Here is a 24489-nt window from a genome sequence, read left to right as displayed (position 1 = left end):
TTGATGCGCAGGCGGCGCATTCTACGCCTTGACGCAGTGGTCAGGAAAAATCCTGTGTTACCGATTTGTAATCCCTCAACCCGGCAGCTCACAGAAGATGTGTGCTAGGCGCAGAGTGTCATCTGCGCCTAAACTGCCGGTCCGCCAAAGGAGCCTGCCATGCTGATTGTTGCCGACGAAAATATCCCGCTGCTCGATGCCTTCTTCGCAGGTTTCGGTGAAATCCGCCGGGTGGCGGGACGTGCCATTGACCGCGCCACTGTCGAGCAGGCCGATGTGCTGTTGGTGCGCTCGGTGACCAACGTCAACCGTGCATTGCTCGAAGGCAGCAAGGTGCGCTTTGTCGGCACGTGCACCATCGGCACCGATCACCTGGATCTGGATTACTTTCAACAGGCCGGCATCACCTGGTCCAGCGCGCCAGGCTGCAATGCCCGGGGTGTGGTCGATTACGTGCTGGGCAGCCTGTTGACCCTGGCCGAAATCGAAGGTGCCGACCTGACTCAACGCACCTACGGCGTGGTCGGCGCCGGTGAAGTGGGTGGGCGGCTGGTCAAGGCTCTGCAAGGTCTGGGCTGGAACGTGCTGGTCTGCGACCCACCACGGCAAGCCGCTGAAGGGGGCGATTACGTCAGTCTTGAGCAGATCATCGAGCAATGCGACGTCATCAGTCTGCACACCCCGCTGGACAAACAAGGCCCTCAGGCGACCTGGCATCTGTTCGATAAAACCCGCTTGAACCAGCTCAAGCCTGGCACTTGGCTGATCAACGCCAGTCGTGGCCCGGTCATCGACAACACCGCCCTGCGCCAGGTGCTGTTGCAGCGTGAAGACCTGCAAGCGGTGCTGGATGTCTGGGAGGCTGAGCCCGAGGTCGATGTGGTACTGGCCGAGTTGTGTGTGCTGGCGACGCCGCACATTGCCGGTTACAGCCTGGACGGCAAACAGCGCGGGACGGCGCAGATCTATCAGGCGTTTTGCGAGTTCCTCGGGCAATCGGAACAGGTCCACCTGAGCGACTTGCTGCCAGCACCCTGGTTGTCGGCAGTGACGTTGAACGCCGACAGCGATCCGGCCTGGGCGCTGGCGATGTTGTGCCGTGGCGTGTACGACCCGCGCCGTGACGACGCGGATTTCCGTCGCAGCCTTGTCGGCAACGTGAGCGAGCAGCGTGCGGCGTTCGATGCGCTGCGCAAGCATTACCCGCTACGGCGGGAGATTGATGGGTTGAAGGTGCGGATCGAGGGGGATTCGCCGGCGTTGCAGCAGATTGTGGCGGCGTTGGGTGCTTTGGCTGTCTGAGTACCGCGTTGGCCTTATCGCGGGCAAGCCACGCTCCCACAGGTCATGCGTCAATTTCGAAATCGCGGTAATCCTGTGGGAGCGGCGGTGCGGCGATCCGACTTGCCCGCGATAGCGTGCGCAACACTTTCAAAAGGCACCCATAAAAAACCCGGCTAAAAGAGCCGGGTCAAGAAGACGGTGGCTATATCACTCTTGTTCGGCAGGCTTGACCAATCGCTTCTCCAGTTCGCGGCAAGCGTCCTGGATCATGTTTTCAGTGATCGGTATTTCGCTCCCATCCTTATCAATAATCGAGCAACCCAGAGACTGGTCTGGCTGCGTGCGGATCACTGGAATCTTGTCATCGCTGCTGTTTTGCAAGGACATGGCCTGTCTCCTCATCAGGTTGTGTGCTTACTGTAAAACCGCCAAGTGACCGGGCTGTGACAACTCCCTGCGATCTTTCAGGTCGGCATCCTCAGTCCATCAGAAATACCCGGATGTTTCCACCCGGACTTTAGACCAATAATCTCTAGTCACTAGTCTTCGCGGTCATAATTAACCTGACTCATTATGATTTACAGGGTTCAATTCCGTTGACCGGTGTAGGCTTGGACGGGTCAAAACCATTGGTTGCACCTTCGGATGATCCTCATGCTCTCTTCCCGTCACCGCCGCGCCATTCGTCTGGCCAGCCGTTTCCTCGCACCTTATCGCTGGCCGGCCTTGGGCGCTTTGCTGGCGTTGATTGTTACTGCCGGCATCACCTTGTCCATGGGGCAGGGGATTCGCCTGCTGGTGGATGAGGGTTTCATGACCCGGTCGCCGCATTTGCTCAACCGATCCATCGGCGTGTTTATGCTGTTGGTGGTCGGTCTGGCGATTGGCACCTTTGCACGCTTTTACCTGGTGTCGTGGATCGGCGAGCGCGTTGTCGCCGACATCCGCCGTCGGGTGTTCAACCATCTGGTCTACCTGCATCCGGGGTTCTATGAAGACAACCGCAGCTCCGAAATCCAGTCGCGGCTGACCGCCGACACCACGCTGCTCCAATCGGTGATCGGCTCTTCGCTGTCGCTGTTTCTGCGTAATGGGCTGATGGTGATCGGCGGGATTGTCTTGCTGTTTATCACCAACCCCAAACTCACCAGTATCGTGGTGATCGCGTTGCCGCTGGTGGTCGCGCCGATCCTGATTTTTGGTCGCCGGGTGCGCACCCTGTCGCGTCTTAGCCAGGACCGGATTGCCGATATCGGCAGCTATGTCTCCGAAACCCTGAGTCAGATCAAAACCGTGCAGGCCTACAACCATCAGGTTCAGGACGAGCAGCGTTTTGCCACGACCGTGGAAGAGGCTTTCAACACTGCCCGCAAGCGCATCTTCCAACGGGCCTGGTTGATTACCCTGGTGATCCTGCTGGTGTTGGGCGCGGTCGGGGTGATGCTCTGGGTCGGCGGCATGGATGTCATCGCCGGGCGGATTTCCGCGGGTGAGCTGGCAGCGTTTGTCTTTTACAGCCTGATCGTTGGCGGTGCCTTCGGCACGTTGAGTGAAGTGATTGGCGAACTGCAGCGAGCGGCGGGGGCGGCGGAACGGATTGCCGAGTTGTTGCGTTCGGAAAACATCATTCAGCCACCGACCCATGGTCTGGTGACTTTGCCTGAACGGGTGAAGGGCGATCTGGTGCTACAAGATGTGCGCTTTTCCTACCCGTCGCGTCCGCAAAGCTATGCCGTCGATGGTCTGAATCTGACGATCAATGCCGGCGAAACCCTGGCATTGGTGGGACCATCCGGTGCCGGCAAGTCGACGGTGTATGACCTGTTGTTGCGCTTTTACGACCCCATCGAAGGACGCATCCTGCTAGACGGTGTGCCGCTGACCCAACTCGATCCTCTGGACCTGCGCCGCTGCTTCGCCCTGGTCTCGCAAACCCCGGCGCTGTTCTTCGGCAGCATCGAAGAGAACATTCGCTACGGTCACCCGACCGCGACTTTGGCCCAAGTCCAGGAAGCCGCGAAAATCGCCTACGCCCACGACTTCATCGAGCAACTGCCCAACGGCTACCAGACTCACCTCGGCGACGCTGGTCTCGGTTTGTCCGGCGGGCAACGCCAGCGCCTGGCCATCGCCCGGGCGCTGCTGGTGGACGCGCCGATCCTGCTGCTGGACGAAGCCACCAGCGCCCTCGACGCCCAGAGTGAGCATCTGATCCAGCAAGCCCTGCCCAGCCTGATGAAAAATCGCACCACGCTGGTCATCGCCCACCGATTGGCCACGGTGAAAAACGCCGACAGGATTGCAGTGATGGACCAAGGAAAACTGGTAGCAGTGGGGACGCATCAGGAGTTGATTGCGAGTAATGCACTGTATGCCCGGCTGGCGGCGTTGCAGTTTAGTGATGGGCGCCATGCTCCAACCGACCAAGTAACCGACTAAGTAACCGACCAAGTAGAGCACCCTAAAAAATGCCCGCATCAATCGATGCGGGCATTTTTGTCAGCATTTCAAAGCAGGCTCATTGATCGTCAAAGTAGCGTTCATGCCAATCCACCAACGGTTGTGGTGAGTTGAGCTTCTGGCCGTAGATCACCGAATACGATAGTACGTTCTGCACGTACTGGCGGGTTTCGTCGAACGGGATGCTTTCCACCCACACATCGAAGCTCAGGTGATCGGCGCCACGCAGCCATTGACGTACGCGGCCGGGGCCGGCGTTATAGGCGGCGGAGGCGAGGACGCGGTTGCCGTTGAACTGGCTGTGGACCTGGCTCAGGTAAGCGGCACCTAGCTGAATGTTCTTGTCCGGATCGAACACTTGCTGCGGGGAAGCGAGGGGAATGCTGAACTTGCGCGCGGTTTCCTTGGCGGTGCCGGGCATCAGTTGCATCAGGCCGCTGGCACCGACGCCGGAGCGTGCATCGGCCATGAAGGCGCTTTCCTGACGGGTGATGGCGAATACCCAGCTCGAATGCAGCCCTCGGACCTTGGCTTCACGGACCAGGGTTTTGCGGTGGGCCATCGGGAAGCGGATATCCAGGTCGTCCCAGTACTTCGCCTGACTGATGGTGCGGATCGCCGGGAAATACCATTTCAGGTCGTAAGCCAGTTTCGCCTGGGCGACCATTTCGTCACGGTTGAAGTGCCGGCTGACGTGGTACCACTCGCGACGACCGTCGACGATCTGCCCGCGGGCATGGAACTCCAGGGCTCTTCGTATGCCGGGGGTATTGCGCACTTTGTTGATCAGCGCCTGGCTGAGCACCAGCGGTTTGTTGTTCAGCGAATAGGATGATTGCGAGCGATCGGCTGCCAGGAAACCGTAGAAATCGCGCTCGCGAGCCAGGTTCTTGTAAAGCGTCTGCGCTTCCGGATTTTGCGGCTGCGCCAATTCCAGGCTGCGAGCCTGCCAGTAACGCCAGCGGTTGGTGGTGGCCAGATCCTGAGGTAAACGGCGGGTCAACTGATAGGCATCGTCCCAGCGGGCCAGACGCAATAGCAGGCGCAAGCGCCATTCGGAAACGGTGTTGTCGCGCAGTTCCGGGTCGTATTTGGTCATCACATCCAGCGCGCGACTGTCGAAACGCCGAGCGAGGGTCAGGCCGATTTCCCGGGCAATCGCGACTTTTTCGTCACGTGAGAAGTGCATGCTGTTGGCGTAACCGTCGAGCAGGGCGATGGCCCTGTCCGGATCCTGACGGGCCAGGCGGCGCAGGCCGAGGCTGACGATATCGGACATGGGTTCGTCGGCGGGGATGAAACGCGACGGCTGATTGAGCAGCTCGGGTTTCTGCGCCACATCCACCAGCAGGCGACCGCGTGGGGCGAGGGTCGTCAAGCCATTGATCAGGCTGTTGGCCAGCGCATAGTTGCGCGCCTGGGCGGCGAGCTTGGTGCGCTCCCAGCGTTTCTGTTCAGTCAGTTGACCCTCGGCGGCCCACATGCCGAACAAACCATCGCAAGCTTCGGGCTGGTTTTTGCCGCTCAGCCAAAGCTTGTCGGCGTTGGCATAGCCCTCGACCTTGCGGTTATGGCTGATCTGATATTGCGCGTTAAGGCAGTCAAGTTCGGTGAAATTGAGCTTGGGGTCGTAATACTTGACGAAAGTCGCCCAATCGCCGCGTTCGGCCAGCCAGCGCAACCAGCGCAATTTCATCCAGTTGGCTTGGGGCAGGTCACCGTGTTCGGCGAGGAATTTCTCGATTTCGGCGTTGCTCGCGGTTTTCAGGCGCGCGGTCAGTTCGTCATAGGCCAGGTAGGGTTCCAGCGGGTAATCGCTAAGCGCCTGGCTATAACGGAAATAAGGGCCGGAATCGCCCTTGGCCAGGGCGCGCTTGGCTTCGTCGTAATATTGGCGCTGGGTAGACAGGTCCACCGCCTGAGCGGATTGAGCGGCAGCGGCGGTAAGAAGCAAGCATGAAAAAAAACTGAAAAGGCGACTGCGCATGAGGCATCCGGGCAGAGAAATCGTGACATGTGCCGGCAACGCCCGCACTTAATATATGTAGCTTAGCCTTTTGCCAGCAACCGGCGAAAGCTTTGCCGGGCTGCCGGCACAAGTTCGCAACAATTATTTGTCAGAGTGCTGTCACAGCGAAATTGCCGGCCTTCTGAAGCCTCGTTTCAGGTAGAATGCGCCCCCGGTTTTTGGAGAAGCTCATGACCCTGCTCAAATTCAGCGATGTGTCCCTTGCTTTCGGCGCTACGCCGTTGTTGGACAAGGTGTCCTGGCAGATCGCCCGTGGTGAGCGGGTGTGCATCATCGGCCGCAATGGCACCGGCAAGTCCAGCATGATGAAGCTCGTCAAGGGCGACCAGAAGCCCGATGACGGCTCTGTCTGGCGCGCACCTGGCCTAAAGATTGGCGAATTGCCGCAAGAATTGCCGGTAGCCGACGAGCGGACTGTGTTCGACGTGGTTGCCGAAGGCCTGGACGGTGTCGGCGAGCTGCTTGCGCAGTATCACCACCTGAGCCAGAACATCGTCACCGACGCCGATCTGGACAAACTGATGCATGTCCAGCACGACCTCGAAGCCCGTGACGGCTGGCGTTTGCAGCAATTGGTCGACAGCACCTTGAGCCGCTTGCAACTGCCGGCCGACAAGACCCTCGCCGAATTGTCCGGCGGCTGGCGTCGCCGCGTCCTGCTGGCTCAGGCCCTGGTTTCCGAACCGGATCTGCTGCTGCTCGACGAACCGACCAACCACCTGGACATCGGCGCCATTGCCTGGCTCGAAGAAGCGCTGAAGGATTTCCAGGGCGCCGTGCTGTTCATCACGCACGACCGTTCATTCCTGCAGAACCTCGCGACCCGCATCCTGGAACTGGATCGTGGCGGCCTTATCGACTGGAATGGCGATTACGCCAGTTTCCTCGTGCACAAGGAAGCCACGCTGGCCGCTGAAGAGACCGCCAACGCGTTGTTCGACAAAAAACTGGCCCAGGAAGAAGTCTGGATCCGCCAGGGCATCAAGGCTCGTCGCACCCGTAACGAAGGCCGCGTCCGCGCCCTGAAAGCCTTGCGCGTTGAGCGTAGCGAGCGTCGTGAGCGCACCGGCAAGGCCAACATTCAGTTGGATACCGCCGACAAGTCCGGCAAGCAGGTCATGGTCCTCGAAAACGTGAGTTTCGCGCATCCGGGTGGCCCGTTCCTGATCAAGGATTTCTCGATGGTCCTGCAGCGCGGCGACCGTATCGGTCTGCTCGGTGCCAACGGTACCGGCAAGACCACGCTGCTGAAGCTGATGCTCAGCGGTCTGCAACCGACCAGCGGCAAAGTGGAAGAGGGGACGCGCATCGACGTGGCCTACTTCGACCAGTTGCGCCATCAGCTGGACCTGGAAAAGACCGTGATCGACAACGTGGCCGAAGGTCGCGACTTCATCGATATCGACGGTCAGAGCCGTCACGTGCTGAGCTATCTCGGCGACTTCCTGTTCAGCCCGCAGCGTGCCCGCACGCCGGTCAAGGCGCTGTCCGGTGGTGAGCGTGCCCGTCTGTTACTGGCCAAACTGTTCAGCAAACCGGCGAACCTGCTGGTACTCGACGAACCGACCAACGACCTGGACGTGGAAACCCTCGAATTGCTGGAAGAGGTCTTGCTGACCTTCAACGGCACCGTCCTGATGGTCAGTCACGACCGGGCATTCCTCGACAACGTGGTCACCAGCACCCTGGTCTTCGAAGGCGAAGGGAAGGTTCGCGAATACGTTGGTGGTTATCAGGACTGGCTGCGTCAGGGCGGCTCTCCGCGCCTGTTGGGCGTGACCGAGAGCAAGTCCGGCAAGGCCGACCTGAACTCGGCTGTCGTCACTGCTGAACCAGTGCCAGTCGCTGCGGTAGTAGAGGCGCCGGTGGCAAAGAAGAAGCTCAGCTACAAGCTGCAGCGTGAGCTGGAAATGTTGCCGAGTCAGATCGAAGCCATGGAGCAGCAGATCGTGGTGGTTGAAGCGCAGATGGCGGATGCCGGTTTCTATCAGCGTCCTGCTGTCGAGACAGCTGCGGTGATCGCTCAGCTTGAGCAGTTGCAGGCCGAACTCGACGTGATGGTCGAGCGCTGGGCTGAGCTGGATGCCTGATTGATCCGGCGATAAAAAAGCCCGGCGTTCAGTGATGAACGCCGGGCTTTTCGTATGGAATGCGATCTACTGACCGATATAGATTCACTGTGGAAGCGGGCTTGCTCGCGAAGAGGGACTTGCATTCACATCAATGCTGACTGAATGTTCGTCTTCGCGAGCAAGCCCGCTCCCACATTATTCCGTGTTATCAGCTTTTGATCAGGCGCACCGCCAGCACATCGCAAGGCGCGCCGTGCAGTACGTCATTGGCGGTGGAGCCGAGCAACAGCGCCAGACCGTGTCGACCATGACTGCCCACCACGATCAGGTCGCACGCTTGCTCCTTGGCTAGGTGGTGAATCTCCTGACGCGGCTGGCCGTAGGTCAAGTGACTGTATTCCTTGGAGAGTTCCGGGTATTTCACGATCAATCGCTCAAGGCGCTCTTTGGCCTGATCGAACTGTTGCTGTTGCAGCTGGGAAAGGTCCATCGGAACGTCGCCGCCAAAGGCCATGGCCATCGGTTCGACAATATGCACCAGGGAAAGCTTCGCGCCATTGCTCACTGAGAGTTCGCGAGCTCGGTGGATTACAGGATCGCACTCTTCGGTTAGATCTACAGCGACCAGAATGTGGTGGTAGGGCATGAGGTGCACCTCCTGAGGATTGCAATATTGGTAAGTATGGCTGGTTTCAAGCGCATTGGTTTCAAAGTGACTCAATGGGCTCATCAAGAATCGGGAGTACACATATGACGGTCTGGATAGTGGTGTCAATCCTGCTGGTGGTCTTGAGCCCGCTGGCCTGGTTGCGCCCCTCTCGTGCCCAGAGCGGGCGCATAGCCCTGCGCATGGAGGCGCGGCGCATTGGCCTGGCCATGCAGCTGGCGCCTCAGGAATGGCCGCATTGGCTGAGCCAGGAGCCACCGAGCCCTTGCGCCCAGTACCATCGGCCGCGCCGTGGCACCCGACCGGCGTGCTGGAGTTACTGGCAAAAGGCGCCCGGCGTGTGGGTCAATCAGTGGCAGGAGGTCTGTGAGGATGGAGTGTTGCTGAATCATTTCGAAAAATTGCCTGCCAACGTCTACAAGGTCGAGGCAGACAAGCAAATGATTGCCCTGTATTGGGGCGAGAAGGGCGAGGCCGAGGTTCTGCAACAGATCGATTCCACGCTCAAAGCACTCGCCTGAACCTCAATCTGTAGCAGCCTCGCAGGCTCGGCAGCTGCTACAGAAGGCAATAAAAAGCCCGACATCATCATCGGGCTGAGGTTGGCCAGGCAGGCCGGTAATTCTGTGTGGCATTGATCTTACGCTGGACACTCGTCAAAAGCGTTCAAATTTTTTCTTCAGGGTCCCGCCAGCGTAGCTTGTTAAACACAGGCTGCCGCTAATTAGGGCGACTTTTCTAACTATTGATTCTATGAATGGCCTCACATGCATGAGTGTGTTGCAGGGCTTCGTGGTACGGAAGTGACCGGAAAGTCGCGTTTCAACCAGCATTTTGGGCGATTGACAATTGCCGGAAATTCCGTGAAGGTGGCATACCCGAATCAAACGGGCGTATGAATTGAGCGTTTGTATTACAGAGCGCTCCTACAGAATCCCGACTATCGCGTTGGCGGGTGTGCCGGGTGAATTGGCGTAGCATCGACGATAAACGTCCTTGCCGAGCCAGTCGCCTGCGTCCGACGTGTACTGTTCAGCTTCCATATCGTGGAGATCAGTTGATGATTTACGAAGGTAAAGCCATCACGGTTAAGGCTCTTGAAAGTGGCATCGTCGAATTGAAATTCGACCTCAAGGGTGAGTCCGTCAACAAGTTCAACCGTCTTACCCTGAACGAACTGCGTCAGGCTGTAGACACCATCAAGGCAGATGCTTCGATCAAGGGTGTGATCGTCAGCAGTGGCAAGGACGTATTCATCGTCGGCGCCGACATCACCGAATTCGTCGACAACTTCAAGCTGCCGGATGCAGAGCTTGTCGCTGGTAACCTCGAAGCCAACAAGATTTTCAGCGATTTCGAAGACCTCAACGTCCCGACTGTCGCCGCGATCAATGGCATCGCACTGGGTGGCGGTCTGGAAATGTGCCTGGCGGCAGATTTCCGCGTCATGGCCAATACCGCCAAAATCGGTCTGCCGGAAGTCAAGCTGGGCATCTACCCGGGCTTCGGCGGTACTGTGCGTCTGCCGCGCATCATCGGTGCCGACAACGCCATCGAGTGGATTGCTGCCGGTAAGGAAAACCGCGCTGAAGACGCGCTGAAAGTCGGTGCCGTCGACGCCGTGGTCGCGCCAGAGAAATTGCAGGAAGCGGCTCTGAATCTGGTCAAAGGCGCCATCTCAGGTGAGTTTGACTACAAGGCCAAGCGTCAGCCGAAGCTCGAAAAGCTCAAGCTCAACGCCATTGAACAAATGATGTCGTTTGAAACCGCCAAAGGTTTCGTGGCAGGCCAGGCGGGCCCGAACTACCCGGCACCGGTCGAAGCGATCAAGACCATCCAGAAAGCCGCGAACTTCGGTCGCGACAAGGCGCTGGAAGTCGAAGCCAACGGTTTCGTCAAACTGGCCAAGACCTCTGCCGCGCAGAGTTTGATCGGTCTGTTCCTGAACGATCAGGAGCTGAAGAAAAAGGCCAAGGCCTACGACGAAATCGCCAAGGATGTGAAGCAGGCCGCCGTATTGGGCGCCGGCATCATGGGTGGCGGTATCGCTTATCAGTCGGCCTCCAAAGGTACGCCGATCCTGATGAAAGACATCAACGAGCACGGCATCGAGCAAGGGCTGGCAGAAGCCGCCAAGCTGCTGGTGGGGCGCGTTGATAAAGGTCGCATGACCCCGGCGAAAATGGCCGAAGTGCTCAATGGCATTCGTCCGACCCTGTCCTACGGTGATTTCGGTCATGTCGACCTGGTCGTCGAAGCCGTGGTCGAGAACCCGAAGGTCAAGCAAGCCGTTCTGGCCGAAGTTGAAGACAAGGTCAAAGAGGACACCATCCTCGCGTCCAACACCTCGACCATTTCCATCACCTTGCTGGCCAAAGCCCTCAAGCGTCCGGAAAACTTCGTCGGCATGCACTTCTTCAACCCGGTGCACATGATGCCGCTGGTTGAAGTGATCCGTGGCGAGAAGTCCAGCGAAGTGGCCGTTGCCACCACCGTTGCCTACGCCAAGAAAATGGGCAAGAACCCGATCGTCGTCAACGACTGCCCGGGCTTCCTGGTCAACCGCGTGCTGTTCCCGTACTTCGGCGGTTTCGCCAAACTGGTCAGCGCCGGTGTGGACTTCGTCCGCATCGACAAGGTCATGGAAAAATTCGGCTGGCCAATGGGCCCGGCGTACCTGATGGACGTGGTCGGCATCGACACCGGTCACCACGGTCGCGATGTAATGGCTGAAGGCTTCCCGGATCGCATGAAGGACGATCGCCGTTCGGCCGTCGACGTGCTCTACGAAGCCAAGCGCCTGGGCCAGAAGAATGGCAAGGGCTTCTACGCCTACGAGACCGACAAGCGCGGCAAGCAGAAGAAAGTCGCCGATCCTTCGGTACTGGAAGTGCTCAAGCCAATCGTGTTCGAACAGCGCGAAGTCACTGACGAAGACATCATCAACTGGATGATGATCCCGCTGTGCCTGGAAACCGTGCGTTGCCTGGAAGACGGCATCGTCGAAACCGCCGCCGAAGCCGATATGGGCCTGGTCTACGGTATTGGTTTCCCTCCATTCCGTGGCGGTGCGCTGCGCTACATCGACTCGATCGGTGTTGCAGAGTTCGTTGCCCTGGCTGACCAGTACGCTGATTTGGGCGCGCTGTACCACCCGACCGCGAAGCTGCGTGAAATGGCCAAAAACGGTCAGAGCTTCTTCGGTTAAGCGCCCACACTAGAGCGAGAGTGAACGTATATGAGCTTGAATCCTAGAGACGTCGTGATTGTCGACTTCGGTCGTACGCCGATGGGCCGCTCCAAGGGCGGCATGCACCGCAATACCCGCGCCGAAGACATGTCGGCGCACTTGATCAGCAAATTGCTGGAACGCAACGTCAAGGTCGACCCGAGCGAAGTCGAAGACGTGATCTGGGGCTGTGTGAACCAGACCCTGGAGCAGGGCTGGAACATCGCCCGCATGGCGTCCTTGATGACGCAGATCCCGCACACCTCGGCCGGGCAGACCGTCAGCCGTCTGTGTGGCTCGTCGATGAGTGCTCTGCATACCGCTGCGCAAGCGATCATGACCGGTAACGGTGACGTGTTCGTGGTTGGTGGCGTCGAGCATATGGGTCACGTGAGCATGATGCACGGTGTCGATCCGAACCCGCACATGTCACTGTACGCGGCGAAAGCCTCGGGCATGATGGGCCTGACCGCGGAAATGCTCGGCAAAATGCATGGCATTACTCGCGAACAACAGGACGCCTTTGGCGTGCGCTCCCACCAGCTCGCCCACAAGGCGACTCTGGAAGGCAAGTTCAAAGACGAAATCATCCCGATGCAGGGCTACGACGAGAACGGTTTCCTGAAACTGTTCGACTACGACGAAACCATTCGTCCGGAAACCACCCTGGAAAGCCTGGCGGCTCTGAAGCCAGCGTTTAACCCGAAGGGCGGCACCGTGACAGCCGGTACTTCGTCGCAGATCACCGACGGTGCTTCGTGCATGATCGTGATGTCGGCGCAGCGTGCCCAAGACCTGGGCATCCAGCCGATGGCGGTTATCCGCTCGATGGCCGTGGCGGGTGTGGATCCGGCGATCATGGGCTATGGTCCAGTACCGGCCACGCAGAAAGCACTGAAGCGCGCGGGTCTTGCTATCAACGATATCGACTTCTTCGAGCTAAACGAAGCTTTCGCCGCACAGGCCCTGCCAGTGCTGAAAGATTTGAAAGTGCTCGACAAGATGAACGAGAAGGTTAACCTGCACGGCGGCGCGATCGCCCTGGGTCACCCGTTCGGTTGCTCCGGTGCCCGTATCTCCGGCACTTTGCTGAACGTGATGAAGCAGAATGGCGGCACCTTCGGGGTGGCTACCATGTGCATTGGTCTCGGCCAAGGCATCTCCACCGTCTTCGAACGCGTTTAAGCGTTTCGCTGATGGAAGCCGGGGCCAAGTGCCCCGGTTTTTGTTTTTCCGGATTTATTTTGTTTTTATTTTGAAAAAATTTGAGTGAGGGCCAAAACATGCCGATACAACCTGGGCTCTACGAACATTACAAAGGTCCGCAGTACCGCGTATTCGCGGTTGCGCGGCATTCGGAAACCGAAGAGGAAGTGGTCTTCTACCAAGCCCTGTATGGCGATTACGGCTTTTGGGTGCGCCCCTTGAGCATGTTCCTGGAGTCGGTCGAGGTTGACGGCGAACAGGTGCCACGCTTTGCTTTGGTGCAAGCCGAACCGAGCGTTTTTCCGCAGCCATAAGGGGAGTGCGCGCAGAACCCTGCGCTTGACCTCACCTTGTAGCCACTATATATAGCGGTGCCGCGTCAGGCGCCAACCGCCTTTCACTTCTAGAATTCAGGAATTTTCTGATCCATGGGCAAATCGCTGGTCATTGTGGAATCCCCGGCTAAGGCCAAGACCATCAACAAGTATCTGGGTAACCAATACGTGGTGAAGTCGAGTATCGGCCATATCCGAGACCTGCCCACCAGCGGTTCGGCTAGCGCCAGCAAAGAGCCTGCTGCCAAGCGCGGCAAGGCCGCTGCAGGTGAAGGTCCGGTGCTCACGCCGAAAGAGAAAGCGCGCAAGCAGCTGGTCTCGCGCATGGGTGTCGATCCCGATCATGGCTGGAAAGCCAAGTACGAGATCCTCCCGGGCAAGGAAAAAGTCATCGAAGAGCTGCGCCGGCTCGCCAAAGATGCTGACACCATCTATCTCGCAACCGACTTGGATCGCGAGGGGGAAGCCATTGCCTGGCACCTGCGCGAAGCCATCGGTGGTGACGACAGCCGCTATAAGCGCGTGGTGTTCAACGAAATCACCAAGAAAGCGATCCAGGAAGCCTTTTCCAAACCGGGCGAGCTGGACATCGACCGTGTCAACGCCCAGCAGGCGCGTCGCTTCCTCGACCGCGTGGTGGGTTACATGGTTTCGCCGCTGCTGTGGGCCAAGGTCGCCCGTGGCCTGTCCGCTGGTCGCGTGCAATCGGTTGCCGTGAAGCTGGTGGTGGAGCGCGAGCGTGAAATCCGCGCGTTCAACCCGGAAGAGTACTGGGAAGTTCACGCCGACCTCGGCACCGCCAAGGGCGCGACCGTGCGCTTCGACGTGGCTCGCGAGAAAGGCGAAGCCTTCAAGCCGCTGAACGAAGCCCAGGCCATGGCCGCGCTGGAGAAGCTCAAGGCTTCCAGCTACAGCATCGTCAAGCGCGAAGACAAACCGACCAGCAGCAAGCCGTCGGCACCGTTCATCACCTCCACCCTGCAACAGGCCGCGAGTAACCGCCTGGGCTTCGGTGTGAAGAAAACCATGATGATGGCCCAGCGTTTGTACGAAGCCGGCTACATCACGTATATGCGTACCGACTCCACCAACCTCTCGGCCGATGCCGTGACGATGGCGCGTACTTATATTGAAGGCGAGTTCGGCAAGAAATACCTGCCGGAAAGCCCGAACGTCTACAGCAGCAAGGAAGGCGCACAAGAAGCTCACGAAGCGATTCGTCCGTCCGACGCCAATACCGAGCCAAGCAAGCTGTCGGGCATGGAGCGTGATGCCGAACGGCTTTACGAACTGATCTGGCGCCAATTCCTGGCCTGCCAGATGCTGCCGGCGCAATACCTGTCGACCACAGTCACCGTCGGTGCCGGCGACTTCGAACTGCGTGCCAAGGGCCGCATCCTGAAGTTCGACGGTTACACCCGCGTCATGCCGCAAATTGCCAAACCAGGCGATGATGATGTGCTGCCGGATATGGCCCAGGGCGACGCGATGAAGCTGATCAAGCTTGATCCGACTCAGCACTTCACCAAGCCGCCGGCGCGTTACTCGGAAGCGAGCCTGGTAAAAGAAATGGAAAAACGCGGCATCGGTCGTCCTTCGACCTACGCAGCGATCATTTCGACCATCCAGGACCGCGGCTACGTGGCGTTGCACAACCGTCGTTTCTATTCGGAAAAGATGGGCGACATCGTCACCGAGCGTCTGGCCGAGAGCTTCTCCAATCTCATGGACTACGGCTTCACTGCCGGCATGGAAGAGAACCTCGATGACGTCGCTCAGGGCGAGCGCGACTGGAAAAACGTGCTCGACGAGTTCTACGGCGACTTCAAGAAGAAACTCGAAGTAGCCGAAAGCGCCGAAGGCGGCATGCGCGCCAACCAGCCGGTAATGACTGACATTCCGTGTGTGTTGTGCGGTCGTCCGATGCAGATCCGCACTGCTTCGACGGGCGTATTCCTCGGTTGCTCAGGCTACAGCCTGCCGCCGAAAGAGCGCTGCAAAGCCACTGTCAACCTGGTGCCGGGCGATGAAATCGCCGCGGACGACGAGGGTGAGTCCGAGTCGCTGGTCCTGCGTGGCAAGCACCGCTGCCCGATCTGCAGCACGGCCATGGACGCTTACCTGCTCGACGAGAAGCGCAAGCTGCACATCTGCGGTAACAACCCGGATTGTTCTGGTTACGAAATCGAAGAGGGCACCTACCGCATCAAGGGCTACGAAGGTCCGAGCCTGGAGTGCGACAAGTGCGGCAGCGAGATGCAGCTCAAGACCGGCCGTTTCGGCAAGTTCTTCGGTTGCACCAACGCCACCTGCAAGAACACCCGCAAGCTGCTGAAAAGCGGTGACGCGGCGCCGCCGAAGATGGATCCGGTGAAGATGCCTGAGCTCAAATGCGAAAAGGTCAACGACACTTATATCCTGCGCGACGGTGCTTCCGGCCTGTTCCTGGCGGCCAGCCAGTTCCCGAAAAATCGCGAGACTCGTGCTCCATTGGTCATGGAGATCGTGCCGCACAAGGATGAGATCGATCCGAAGTATCACTTCCTCTGCGAAGCGCCGAAGAAAGATCCAGACGGTCTCCCAGCAGTGATCCGTTACAGCCGCAAGACAAAAGAGCAGTACGTGCAGACAGAGGTCGACGGTAAGCCGACTGGCTGGAAGGCATATTACGACGGCGGTAAGTGGACGGTTGAAGACAAGCGTCCATCAGCCAAGGCTTAAAAGGCTGGACACAAAAGGCCGCATGACAACCCTCGGGTTTTCATGCGGCCTTTTGTTTTGGGCTTGCGGGAAGCTCAGGTGATCCACGACACTGTCTGACCTGCGTGAAGCAATTATTTCGTTGTGGAGGCTGCCGTCATGGCCCACGAACTCTATACCCGTACCAACCAGAAGATTTATTTCGCCGGCCTGTCGCTGGAAGCACTCGCCAAAGCCGAAGAGGGGCGGGCGATGAACTCCCTGGCACTGATTCAGGCCGGGCGCGAATCGGCGTTGTTTCACCTGTACGGTGCGCTGTTGGGGCTGTGCCATGAAATCGCCGGTTTCTATCGGCTGCCTCAGGCCAATGCGTCGCGGGCAGAGATGCTGCTGACCCGCGAGGTGCTCGAAACCATCGCTATTCCGGAAATGGCCGAGATGGTTGAGCTGGCGCAAAACCCTGAAACCTGGCTGGCCAAGCTGCTGTCGGCACATGCCGCACTGTTTCAGCCGCCTCGCGCTCCGCACAAGCCTAAGGGCGATGTGACGCAGCCGCTCATTCTGGCCGTTAATCTGGATGAGGAAGAGGCACCGGAGGAGTTGAGTCGGGAAGAGCTGGAGAGCTGGCGTCAGAACCTTAAAGGTCTGGCGATTCGGTTTCGCGAAGGGTTGAACGAGTGCTGAAAGATTGAGTGTTTAGGGATAGGTCCGCTCAAGGAAGAGTGATGTCAGAAATTTCTCTTCGTGATGGCATTTGGTCAAGATCCCGAGCGAAGCTTGGCTGATGCCTATATAATCCCCGCCTTTCGTGGAGAACAGACCTTTATGCCAACATCCTTTCTAGAAATTGTCGAGTTACCAGACGGCCGAATCGAGCTGCGCAGGGCCGAGGACGAGGGTTCTCTGGTTACTTTGGATTTCTCCGAGGATGCCAAGGTTTTCCTGCAAGGCCAGCATGTGGAAGTCGCCAAGGCGATGTTGAGCGTCGGTGTTCAGATGGCAGGACGCCTGGTTGAAGGCGAATTTGATAAGGAAGAGGGGCCACGGGTTCTTCATTGATCCCGCCCGTCGGATTCTTCGAATACCTCTACAGATTGGCTTCTCTATCCCTGGAGAAGCCCCGCGCTGTTCAGCGCGCACAGTGTTTGTCAGTTAACCCAGTCGAATATTCAGACTTTGCGCATCCCCGATACGGGCGGCGCTGATCAACTGTTGCCGCGACGTTGTGCTCAGCGGGTTAAGCCAGCTGACGACCGTATGGCTGCGACCAAGTCGCAAGGCTTCGCAGGTCAACTGCTGAGCGCTCTGCGTGCCGCGCGGTTGCAGAAGCAGAATGCGCTCACGGTTCAGACCGGCGTCCCGTAACCAGACTTGTGTCAGGCTGGCAGGCGGGGCGATCAGTGTCAGCCAGCGTGCATCCTGATCCTGACTCAGTTCCCTGAGAATCGGTGCCAGAAGGTTCAGGCAGTTCCCGGCCGCGCCGCGCAGTGATAGCTCGCTGAAGACTTCAGGCTCAGCGCTCCAGGGCGATTCGACCACGTCTTTCAGAATCGGCGCCAATGGCTGTGCCATGAAGGCCTCGAACAACGGCAGTTGGGCTTGCTGTGAGGTATGTGGGAACTGCATAAAGCCTCCTTTAGCGGCGAATCACGCCGACACTCAAGCCTTCGATAACCAGTTCCTGATCTTTCAGGTTGACTTCGATAGGGGCGAATTCAGGGTTTTCGGCAATCAACCAAACCTTGCTGCCGTCGCGCTTGAAGCGCTTGACGGTCACTTCGTCGCCGATCCGCGCCACCACGATCTGGCCGTTACGGGCTTCACGGGTGGTGTGGACTGCCAGCAGGTCACCGTCGAAAATGCCGACGTCCTTCATGCTCATGCCATGGACCCGCAGCAGATAGTCAGCGCGAGGATGGAAGAATGAAGGGTTGATGTTGCAGGATTCTTCGATGTGCTGCTGGGCGAGGATCGGCGCACCGGCAGCCACCCGGCCAATGATTGGCAAGCTGGACTCGTCGGCCTTGGCTTCGAAGCCCGGGATGCGGATGCCGCGGGAGGCGCCCGGGGTCATCTCGATCGCCCCCTTGCGGGCCAGCGCCTTGAGGTGTTCTTCCGCCGCATTGGGCGACTTGAAACCCAGTTCCTGAGCGATTTCCGCGCGGGTCGGCGGGTAGCCGTTGTCTTCGAGGCAACGTTTGATGAAGGCCAGAATCTCTGCTTGGCGTGGCGTCAGCTTTAGCATATTGATCGCTCTGTCTTTTTATACAGTGACTGGGATTATATACAGTGAACTGGTCTTGGCAATGCCCCTTTTTTTGTCGGCCGCTGGACGGTCATTTTGCTCGCTGATTGAAGCGGCACTGTTGTATGGTTAAATACCTGACCGACCATTCCCAAAACGAACCGCCAGACTTGACAAGGCCAGGACTGAAACGTATGTTTCAAACAAGTGTTTGTCAGGCGGAGTAGCCATGGCCCAGTCGGAAACCGTTGAACGCATTCTCGATGCTGCCGAGCAGTTGTTCGCGGAAAAAGGTTTTGCTGAAACCTCATTGCGTCTGATCACCAGCAAGGCCGGTGTCAATCTGGCGGCGGTGAATTATCACTTCGGGTCGAAGAAGGCGCTGATTCAGGCGGTCTTCTCGCGTTTTCTCGGGCCGTTCTGCCTCAGTCTCGATAAAGAGCTGGAACGCCGTCAGGCCAGGCCCGAGAACAAACCGACCCTTGAAGAGTTGCTGGAGATTCTTGTCGAGCAAGCTCTGGTGGTACAGCCACGCAGCGGCAACGACCTGTCCATTTTCATGCGTTTGCTGGGGCTGGCCTTCAGTCAGAGCCAAGGGCACTTGCGTCGTTATCTGGAAGACATGTACGGCAAGGTGTTCCGCCGCTACATGATGCTGGTCAACGAGGCCGCTCCGCGCATTCCGCCGATTGAACTGTTCTGGCGCGTGCACTTCATGCTGGGAGCCGCGGCGTTCAGCATGTCGGGGATCAAGGCCTTGCGTGCGATTGCCGAGACCGACTTCGGCGTCAACACCTCCATCGAGCAAGTGATGCGTCTGATGGTGCCGTTCCTGGCCGCTGGCATGCGGGCCGAAACCGGCGTCACCGACACGGCCATGGCCACCGCGCAGTTGCGTCCACGCAGCAAATCGGCCCCGGTCGCCGCCAAGGTTTAGCCGCACACGGGTGGGCGCGGCAGCTGACATCCGCTAAGCTAGCCGCCCATGCCGACTCTCGTTCTGAACCCGCTCCTCATTGATATCGCCGACCTGCCGGGCCCAGCCCATGGCGGCGAATTCGTGCGAGCCGGGTTTTTCGTAATCAAGGAATCTCTATGACTGCTGGCCTGCAAGGCTCGTTGATGGTGGACGTCGCCGGTACCTGGCTGACGGCTGAAGATCGCCAATTGTTGCGCCAGCCCGAAGTGGGTGGCCTGATCATTTTTGCCCGCAACATCGAGCATCCGCGTCAAGTGCGCGAGTTGAGCGCTTCGATCCGTGCCATTCGTCCCGATCTGCTGCTGGCGGTGGATCAAGAGGGCGGTCGGGTTCAGCGGCTGCGTCAAGGCTTCGTGCGGTTGCCAGCCATGCGCGCCATCGCCGATAACCCGAATGCCGAAGAGCTGGCCGAGCAGTGCGGCTGGATCATGGCGACTGAAGTGCTCGCGGTCGGTCTCGACTTGAGCTTCGCCCCGGTGCTGGACCTGGATTACCAGCGCAGCGCGGTGGTCGGCACCCGTTCGTTCGAAGGTGATCCCGAGCGCGCTGCCTTGCTCGCCGGAGCATTCATCCGCGGCATGAACAGTGCCGGAATGGCCGCCACCGGCAAGCATTTCCCGGGTCATGGTTGGGCCGAGGCCGATTCCCACGTCGCGATTCCCAACGACGAGCGCAGCCTCGATGAAATCCGCGCCAACGACCTGGTGCCGTTTGCGCGATTGAGCAAGCAACTGGCCGCCGTCATGCCGGCCCACGTTATTTATCCACAAGTCGATTCCCAACCTGCAGGTTTCTCCCGTCGCTGGTTGCAGGACATCCTGCGCGGCGAACTGCAGTTCGACGGTGTGATCTTCAGCGACGACCTGTCGATGGCCGGCGCCCACGTGGTCGGCGACGCCGCCAGTCGCATCGAAGCGGCATTGACCGCCGGTTGCGACATGGGCCTGGTGTGCAACGATCGCGCAGCTGCCGAGTTGGCCTTGAGCGCCGCCCAGCGTTTGAAGGTCAAGCCTTCGGCGCGTATCGCGCGGATGCGCGGGCAGGCATACGCCAACACCGAATACCGTCAAGACCCGCGCTGGCTGGCGGCCATCGGCGCGCTCAGAGAAGCTCAATTGATTGATTAAGGACTTTTCGCTATGACGGTTTACGCGATTATCGGCGGCACCGGCCTGACTCAACTCGAAGGCTTGAGCATTCGTCAGTCATTGGCGGTGGACACGCCTTACGGTGCGCCTTCGGCCGAGGTGCAGGTCGGTGAGTACGCTGGCAAGGAAGTGCTGTTTCTCGCGCGTCATGGGCACCCACACCGTTTCCCGCCGCATCAGGTGAACTACCGCGCCAATCTGTGGGCCTTGAAGCAGGCCGGTGCCGAAGCGATTCTCGCGGTCAACGCCGTGGGCGGGATTCATGCCGCGATGGGCACCGGGCATTTCTGCGTGCCGCATCAATTGATCGACTACACCAGCGGTCGCGAACACACCTATTTTGCCGATGACCTGGAACAGGTCACGCACATCGACTTCAGCTATCCCTACAACGAACCCCTGCGTCAGCAATTGATCGCGGCGTTGGCGGCTGAAGGGGTTGGTTACAGCAGCCATGGCGTGTACGCCTGCACCCAGGGACCACGTCTGGAAACCGTCGCTGAAATTGCGCGGCTGGAACGTGATGGTTGCGACATTGTCGGCATGACCGGGATGCCTGAAGCGGCATTGGCACGTGAGCTGGAGCTGGACTACGCATGCCTGGCGCTGGTGGTGAATCCGGCGGCGGGCAAGTCGACAGCGGTGATCACCATGGCCGAGATCGAGCAGGCATTGCATGACGGGATGGGCAAGGTTAAATCGACATTGGCGCGGGTGCTGGCTGGTTGAGTATTGCCATTGTATTGAGTTGACCCTTTCGCGAGCAAGCCCGCTCTCACCCCCCAGTCTAATTCCTGCGCAAGACACAAGCGGGCTTGCTCGCGAAAGCGGCCTGTCAGACACCGCTACCTATCAATTTTTTCCGGCAACGGCGCAAACAGCGCCTCGATGTCATCGCTCTGCAATTTCCAATCCCCGGTCTTGCGCCCATCCAGCACCCCTGCGGCAAGATCGGATTTTTCCTTCTGCAGATGCTGAATCTTCTCTTCCACCGTGCCCCTGGCAATCATCTTGTAGACGAATACCGGCTTCTCCTGACCAATGCGATACGCACGATCCGTCGCCTGATTTTCCGTTGCAGGGTTCCACCACGGATCGTAGTGAATCACCGTATCGGCCTCGGTCAGGTTCAGGCCCACACCACCGGCCTTCAGGCTGATCAGAAAGATCTGACGCTTGCCACTCTGAAACTCCTTCACCGGCGTGCGTCGATCCCGGGTCTGACCGGTCAGGATCGCATACGCCACGCCGCGTTTGTTCAGCTCGTCCTCGATCAGCGACAGCATTGAGGTGAACTGCGAGAACAGCAGAATCCGCCGACCTTCCTCGAACAATTCTTCAAGCATTTCCATCAGGCTATCGAGCTTGCCGGAGGTGCTGCCGCGTGCGGGCAGGGCAGCATCGTTGACCAGACGCAAATCACAGCACACCTGACGTAGCTTCAGCAGGGCCTCAAGAATAATGATCTGGCTGCGCGCCACGCCCTTGCGGGTGATTTCATCGCGGACTTTTTTGTCCATGGCCAGGCGCATGGTTTCGTATACGTCGCGCTGGGCTTCGTTGAGTTCGACCCAATGGATGATCTCGGTTTTCGGCGGCAGTTCGGTGGCCACCTGTTCCTTGGTCCGCCGCAGCAGGAACGGTTTGATCCGACTGTTCAGGTGTTGAAGTCGTACTTCACTGGCACGTTTTTCTATAGGCACGCGGTAATCGCGGTTGAAGCTTTTCACGTCACCGAGCCAGCCCGGCAGCAGGAAGTGGAACAGCGACCACAGCTCGCCCAGATGGTTTTCCAGCGGCGTGCCGCTCAGGCACAGGCGCTGGCGAGCATTCAGCTCACGGGCGGCATGGGCGGCTTTGCTGTTGGGGTTCTTGATGTACTGCGCTTCATCCAGCACCAATACGTGCAACGGCTGCGCGGCCAGGCGTTCGACGTCCTTGGGTAACAGCGCATAGGTGGTCAGGATCAGGTCGTAATCGGCCAGATTGTCGAAATGCTTTTTGCGACTGACGCCGTACAGCGCCAGCACTTTGAGCTGCGGCGTGAAGTGCGCGGCTTCGTCGAGCCAGTTGGGGATCAGGCTGGTGGGCATGACCACCATGCACGGCCGATCGAGGCGTCCGGCATTCTTCTCGCTGAGAATGTGCGCCAGGGTTTGTAGGGTTTTGCCCAGGCCCATGTCGTCCGCGAGAATCCCGCCGACTTCCAGTTGCCGCAACGATTGCATCCAGCTCAGGCCTTCCAGCTGATACGGGCGCAAGGTGGCATTCAAGCCTTCGGGTGCCACCGCGGTGTGGTCCTTGATGTCGCGCAGGCGCTGGGCAAAGGTGCGGATCTGCTCGCCACCCTCCCAGAGCAACGGCAGCCCTTCCAGCGGATTCAATCGCGTGGCGTCGGCCTTGCTCAGGCGCAGCGTGGTTTCGCCGGGTTCTTGCAGATAAAACTCGCCGAGGGTGGCCAGCACCGGTTTCAAGCGGCCGAAGGGGAGGGCGACCTGCAACGGGCCTTGGTCGGTGCTGCGGCGCTGCGGGATGTTCACCAGAATCAGTTCGTCGTCGCGACGTCGGGCGAGCCGTTCCGGGTTGAGGATCTCGGTGTGGGAGCGCATCAGGTTCAACAGGATCGGCAGCAGGCTCAGCCGTTCGCCGTTGACGATGATCCCCAGTTCCAGATCAAACCAGTCGCGCTCAGGTGCCTGCTGGACGGTGGCGTACCAGTCGTCCACGGCGGTCAGGTCGAAGCCGAAATCCTCGTCGATCTGCAACTCCCAACCCTGGGTGCGCAGCTTCGGCAGCTCATTGAGGGTGAAAGTCAGCCAGGCGCTGTCGTTGACCATCTCGTAGAGTTCGCCGGCGCTTTCCGGCAGGGCCTTGCTTTGTCGGGTGGCGATCTTGAAACCGAGGATTCGCAGCTGTTCCCTGTAGGCCTGTTCGACTTCCGGGTGACGTTTTATCCGCAACGTCTGCGTCTCTTGGCGAATCAGGATGTCAGTGTTTTTCTGTCCGCTGACGTATTCATCCAGGTAGCTGAAGGACAGCGCCGCCCGATGCTGGATGTACCGCTGCATCTTGCCATTGCGCGGTTCGAAGGCGCTGAACTCGATGCTCGCCAGCCACAGGCGCGGCACCGGTTGCACGTTGTCCACGAGGATTTGCGGCGGCGCTTTCGGGCTACGGTTTTCCAGGACGGCCTGAAGTTTTTCCAGCAGTTCGGCGTCTTTGGCAGCTGCCGGGTAGGCGAGGGTTTCCTGCACTTGCAGCAACACCGCCGCACAATGTTTGCAGTTGCTGTGAACCGGGCAGGTGCAGGTGGCGTCGATCATCAGCAAGGTGCCTTTGGCCGACTCGCGCAGGCGAATGGTCTGACGGTAAACGTTGCCGCCAGAGCCTTCGCAACTGGCGGTGATGGTGGCGTCGCCGGCTTCGACGATCCTGACGCGGTTTTCCAGCGCGTAGCGACGGCCACGCTCCAGGCTCTGTTCCTTGAATCGGCTGACCCAGGATGTTGCCAGGGGTTTGCTCAGGGTCGCGGAGGACATAAGGGCTTCAATCAGTCCGGAATTTCATCGGGGACTGGCCGAGGCGCAGGGGCGGTCAGTGAAGTGATCTTGATCAGCAGGCCCAGATGGCCGTTATCGAGGAAGTTCAGCTGACCGTTCTTGGTGTGGCTTTCCTGCTTCAGGCGTTCGCTGGCGGTAACCAAGCCGTTGGCATCAATCCGGTTGACCCAGAAATCGGCATCAACGTCAGTGAAGCGCCCCAGTTTCAGGCTCAACGTACCCTCGATCGGGTATTGGCCAAACTGCTCCTTGCCCTCGCTGATCGCAACTTTGCTGGCTTCTTCGCCCAGGTTCTGTTGCCACGCTTTATGCAGCAACACGGTGTAGTTGTTGCTGGCGCTGAGCTTTTCCACTTCGGCATTCAGGCTCGGTGTACGAAAACTCTCGGGGCTGATGCGTTGGGCGCCGGCATCCCAGTCTTCCGGCGCGGCGCGGCTGACGATGGCGGGCACGGCGTTTTGCCGTACCAGAATCATTTCAACCTGATACAGATCATCGGCAAACGCCGTCGAGGCTAGCAGCGACATCAACAACGTCATCAACAAGGTCAGTGAGCGAAACAGGCGCATGCGGCG

At 59.0% G+C, this 24489-nt stretch carries 20 protein-coding genes; 13 read left to right on the top strand and 7 right to left on the bottom strand.

The window, feature by feature from the left end; all coding sequences use genetic code 11:
• The first annotated feature begins 159 nt into the window (after positions 1-159).
• On the top strand, positions 160-1302 hold the full coding sequence (pdxB, locus tag MMG91_RS08190; RefSeq protein ID WP_310659298.1) for a 4-phosphoerythronate dehydrogenase PdxB: 1143 nt from the start codon (positions 160-162) through the stop codon (positions 1300-1302).
• A 189-nt stretch (positions 1303-1491) separates the two neighbouring features.
• Here the strand turns inward: pdxB and MMG91_RS08185 are convergent, their stop codons facing one another.
• The gene (locus tag MMG91_RS08185; RefSeq protein ID WP_305505601.1) at positions 1492-1671 is read right to left on the bottom strand and encodes a PA1571 family protein; all 180 of its coding nucleotides are present in this window, start codon (positions 1669-1671) and stop codon (positions 1492-1494) included.
• Positions 1672-1929: 258 nt separating this feature from the next.
• Here MMG91_RS08185 and MMG91_RS08180 point away from each other — a divergent pair, with 258 nt between their 5' ends.
• Positions 1930-3723, top strand: a complete 1794-nt coding sequence (locus MMG91_RS08180; RefSeq protein ID WP_310659297.1) for an ABC transporter transmembrane domain-containing protein — start codon at positions 1930-1932, stop codon at positions 3721-3723.
• A gap of 79 nt (positions 3724-3802) precedes the next feature.
• Here MMG91_RS08180 and MMG91_RS08175 read toward each other — a convergent pair whose 3' ends face one another.
• Entirely contained in the window at positions 3803-5731 is a 1929-nt protein-coding gene (locus tag MMG91_RS08175) for a transglycosylase SLT domain-containing protein (protein WP_310659296.1), read from the bottom strand.
• A 212-nt stretch (positions 5732-5943) separates the two neighbouring features.
• Here MMG91_RS08175 and MMG91_RS08170 point away from each other — a divergent pair, with 212 nt between their 5' ends.
• A complete protein-coding gene (locus MMG91_RS08170) occupies positions 5944-7863 on the top strand; it encodes an ATP-binding cassette domain-containing protein (RefSeq protein ID WP_305448971.1) in 1920 nt (639 codons plus the stop codon).
• 190 nt (positions 7864-8053) lie between these two features.
• Here MMG91_RS08170 and MMG91_RS08165 read toward each other — a convergent pair whose 3' ends face one another.
• The gene (locus MMG91_RS08165; RefSeq protein WP_310659295.1) at positions 8054-8491 is read right to left on the bottom strand and encodes a universal stress protein; all 438 of its coding nucleotides are present in this window, start codon (positions 8489-8491) and stop codon (positions 8054-8056) included.
• 104 nt (positions 8492-8595) lie between these two features.
• On the opposite strand from MMG91_RS08165, the gene MMG91_RS08160 reads away from it, so the two are divergent.
• The 7 genes from MMG91_RS08160 (at position 8596) to MMG91_RS08130 (ending at position 17041) form a co-directional block, all read left to right on the top strand.
• Positions 8596-9033, top strand: a complete 438-nt coding sequence (locus MMG91_RS08160; protein ID WP_305448972.1) for a hypothetical protein — start codon at positions 8596-8598, stop codon at positions 9031-9033.
• Between the two features lie 539 nt (positions 9034-9572).
• Positions 9573-11720 carry a fatty acid oxidation complex subunit alpha FadB gene (gene fadB / locus MMG91_RS08155; RefSeq protein ID WP_305505606.1) on the top strand — a complete coding sequence of 716 codons (2148 nt, stop codon included), beginning with the start codon at positions 9573-9575 and terminating at the stop codon, positions 11718-11720.
• A 30-nt stretch (positions 11721-11750) separates the two neighbouring features.
• Positions 11751-12926 (top strand): acetyl-CoA C-acyltransferase FadA, encoded by a 1176-nt coding sequence (gene fadA / locus MMG91_RS08150; protein ID WP_305448974.1) that lies wholly within the window; start codon positions 11751-11753, stop codon positions 12924-12926.
• 98 nt (positions 12927-13024) lie between these two features.
• Positions 13025-13261: a DUF1653 domain-containing protein gene (locus MMG91_RS08145; RefSeq protein WP_007907781.1), complete on the top strand. Its 237-nt coding sequence runs from the start codon at positions 13025-13027 to the stop codon at positions 13259-13261.
• 114 nt (positions 13262-13375) lie between these two features.
• A complete protein-coding gene (gene topA / locus MMG91_RS08140; RefSeq protein WP_305505608.1) occupies positions 13376-16003 on the top strand; it encodes a type I DNA topoisomerase in 2628 nt (875 codons plus the stop codon).
• A gap of 138 nt (positions 16004-16141) precedes the next feature.
• Positions 16142-16666 (top strand): DUF6586 family protein, encoded by a 525-nt coding sequence (locus MMG91_RS08135; protein WP_310659294.1) that lies wholly within the window; start codon positions 16142-16144, stop codon positions 16664-16666.
• A gap of 141 nt (positions 16667-16807) precedes the next feature.
• The gene (locus tag MMG91_RS08130; RefSeq protein ID WP_007907774.1) at positions 16808-17041 is read left to right on the top strand and encodes a hypothetical protein; all 234 of its coding nucleotides are present in this window, start codon (positions 16808-16810) and stop codon (positions 17039-17041) included.
• Positions 17042-17134: 93 nt separating this feature from the next.
• Here the strand turns inward: MMG91_RS08130 and sulA are convergent, their stop codons facing one another.
• Together sulA and lexA are read right to left on the bottom strand one after the other, a co-directional pair.
• Positions 17135-17608 carry an SOS-induced cell division inhibitor SulA gene (gene sulA, locus MMG91_RS08125; RefSeq protein ID WP_310659293.1) on the bottom strand — a complete coding sequence of 158 codons (474 nt, stop codon included), beginning with the start codon at positions 17606-17608 and terminating at the stop codon, positions 17135-17137.
• Between the two features lie 10 nt (positions 17609-17618).
• On the bottom strand, positions 17619-18227 hold the full coding sequence (lexA, locus tag MMG91_RS08120; protein WP_007907770.1) for a transcriptional repressor LexA: 609 nt from the start codon (positions 18225-18227) through the stop codon (positions 17619-17621).
• A gap of 229 nt (positions 18228-18456) precedes the next feature.
• On the opposite strand from lexA, the gene MMG91_RS08115 reads away from it, so the two are divergent.
• From MMG91_RS08115 to MMG91_RS08105, 3 genes are all read left to right on the top strand, one after another.
• Positions 18457-19164, top strand: a complete 708-nt coding sequence (locus tag MMG91_RS08115) for a TetR/AcrR family transcriptional regulator (protein ID WP_095052051.1) — start codon at positions 18457-18459, stop codon at positions 19162-19164.
• 170 nt (positions 19165-19334) lie between these two features.
• The gene (gene nagZ / locus MMG91_RS08110; protein WP_310659408.1) at positions 19335-20333 is read left to right on the top strand and encodes a beta-N-acetylhexosaminidase; all 999 of its coding nucleotides are present in this window, start codon (positions 19335-19337) and stop codon (positions 20331-20333) included.
• 12 nt (positions 20334-20345) lie between these two features.
• Positions 20346-21083 carry an S-methyl-5'-thioinosine phosphorylase gene (locus MMG91_RS08105; protein ID WP_310659292.1) on the top strand — a complete coding sequence of 246 codons (738 nt, stop codon included), beginning with the start codon at positions 20346-20348 and terminating at the stop codon, positions 21081-21083.
• 116 nt (positions 21084-21199) lie between these two features.
• On the opposite strand, the gene MMG91_RS08100 is transcribed toward MMG91_RS08105, so the two are convergent.
• Both MMG91_RS08100 and MMG91_RS08095 read right to left on the bottom strand, forming a co-directional pair.
• Entirely contained in the window at positions 21200-23893 is a 2694-nt protein-coding gene (locus MMG91_RS08100) for a DEAD/DEAH box helicase (RefSeq protein WP_310659291.1), read from the bottom strand.
• Between the two features lie 11 nt (positions 23894-23904).
• Positions 23905-24483 (bottom strand): CsiV family protein, encoded by a 579-nt coding sequence (locus MMG91_RS08095; RefSeq protein ID WP_305448978.1) that lies wholly within the window; start codon positions 24481-24483, stop codon positions 23905-23907.
• Between the last annotated feature and the right edge of the window lie 6 nt (positions 24484-24489).

The sequence above is a fragment of the Pseudomonas sp. JL3 genome, assembly GCF_031570575.1.
Lineage (GTDB): Bacteria > Pseudomonadota > Gammaproteobacteria > Pseudomonadales > Pseudomonadaceae > Aquipseudomonas > Aquipseudomonas cucumis.
This window is presented reverse-complemented; position numbering and strand designations above follow the sequence as displayed.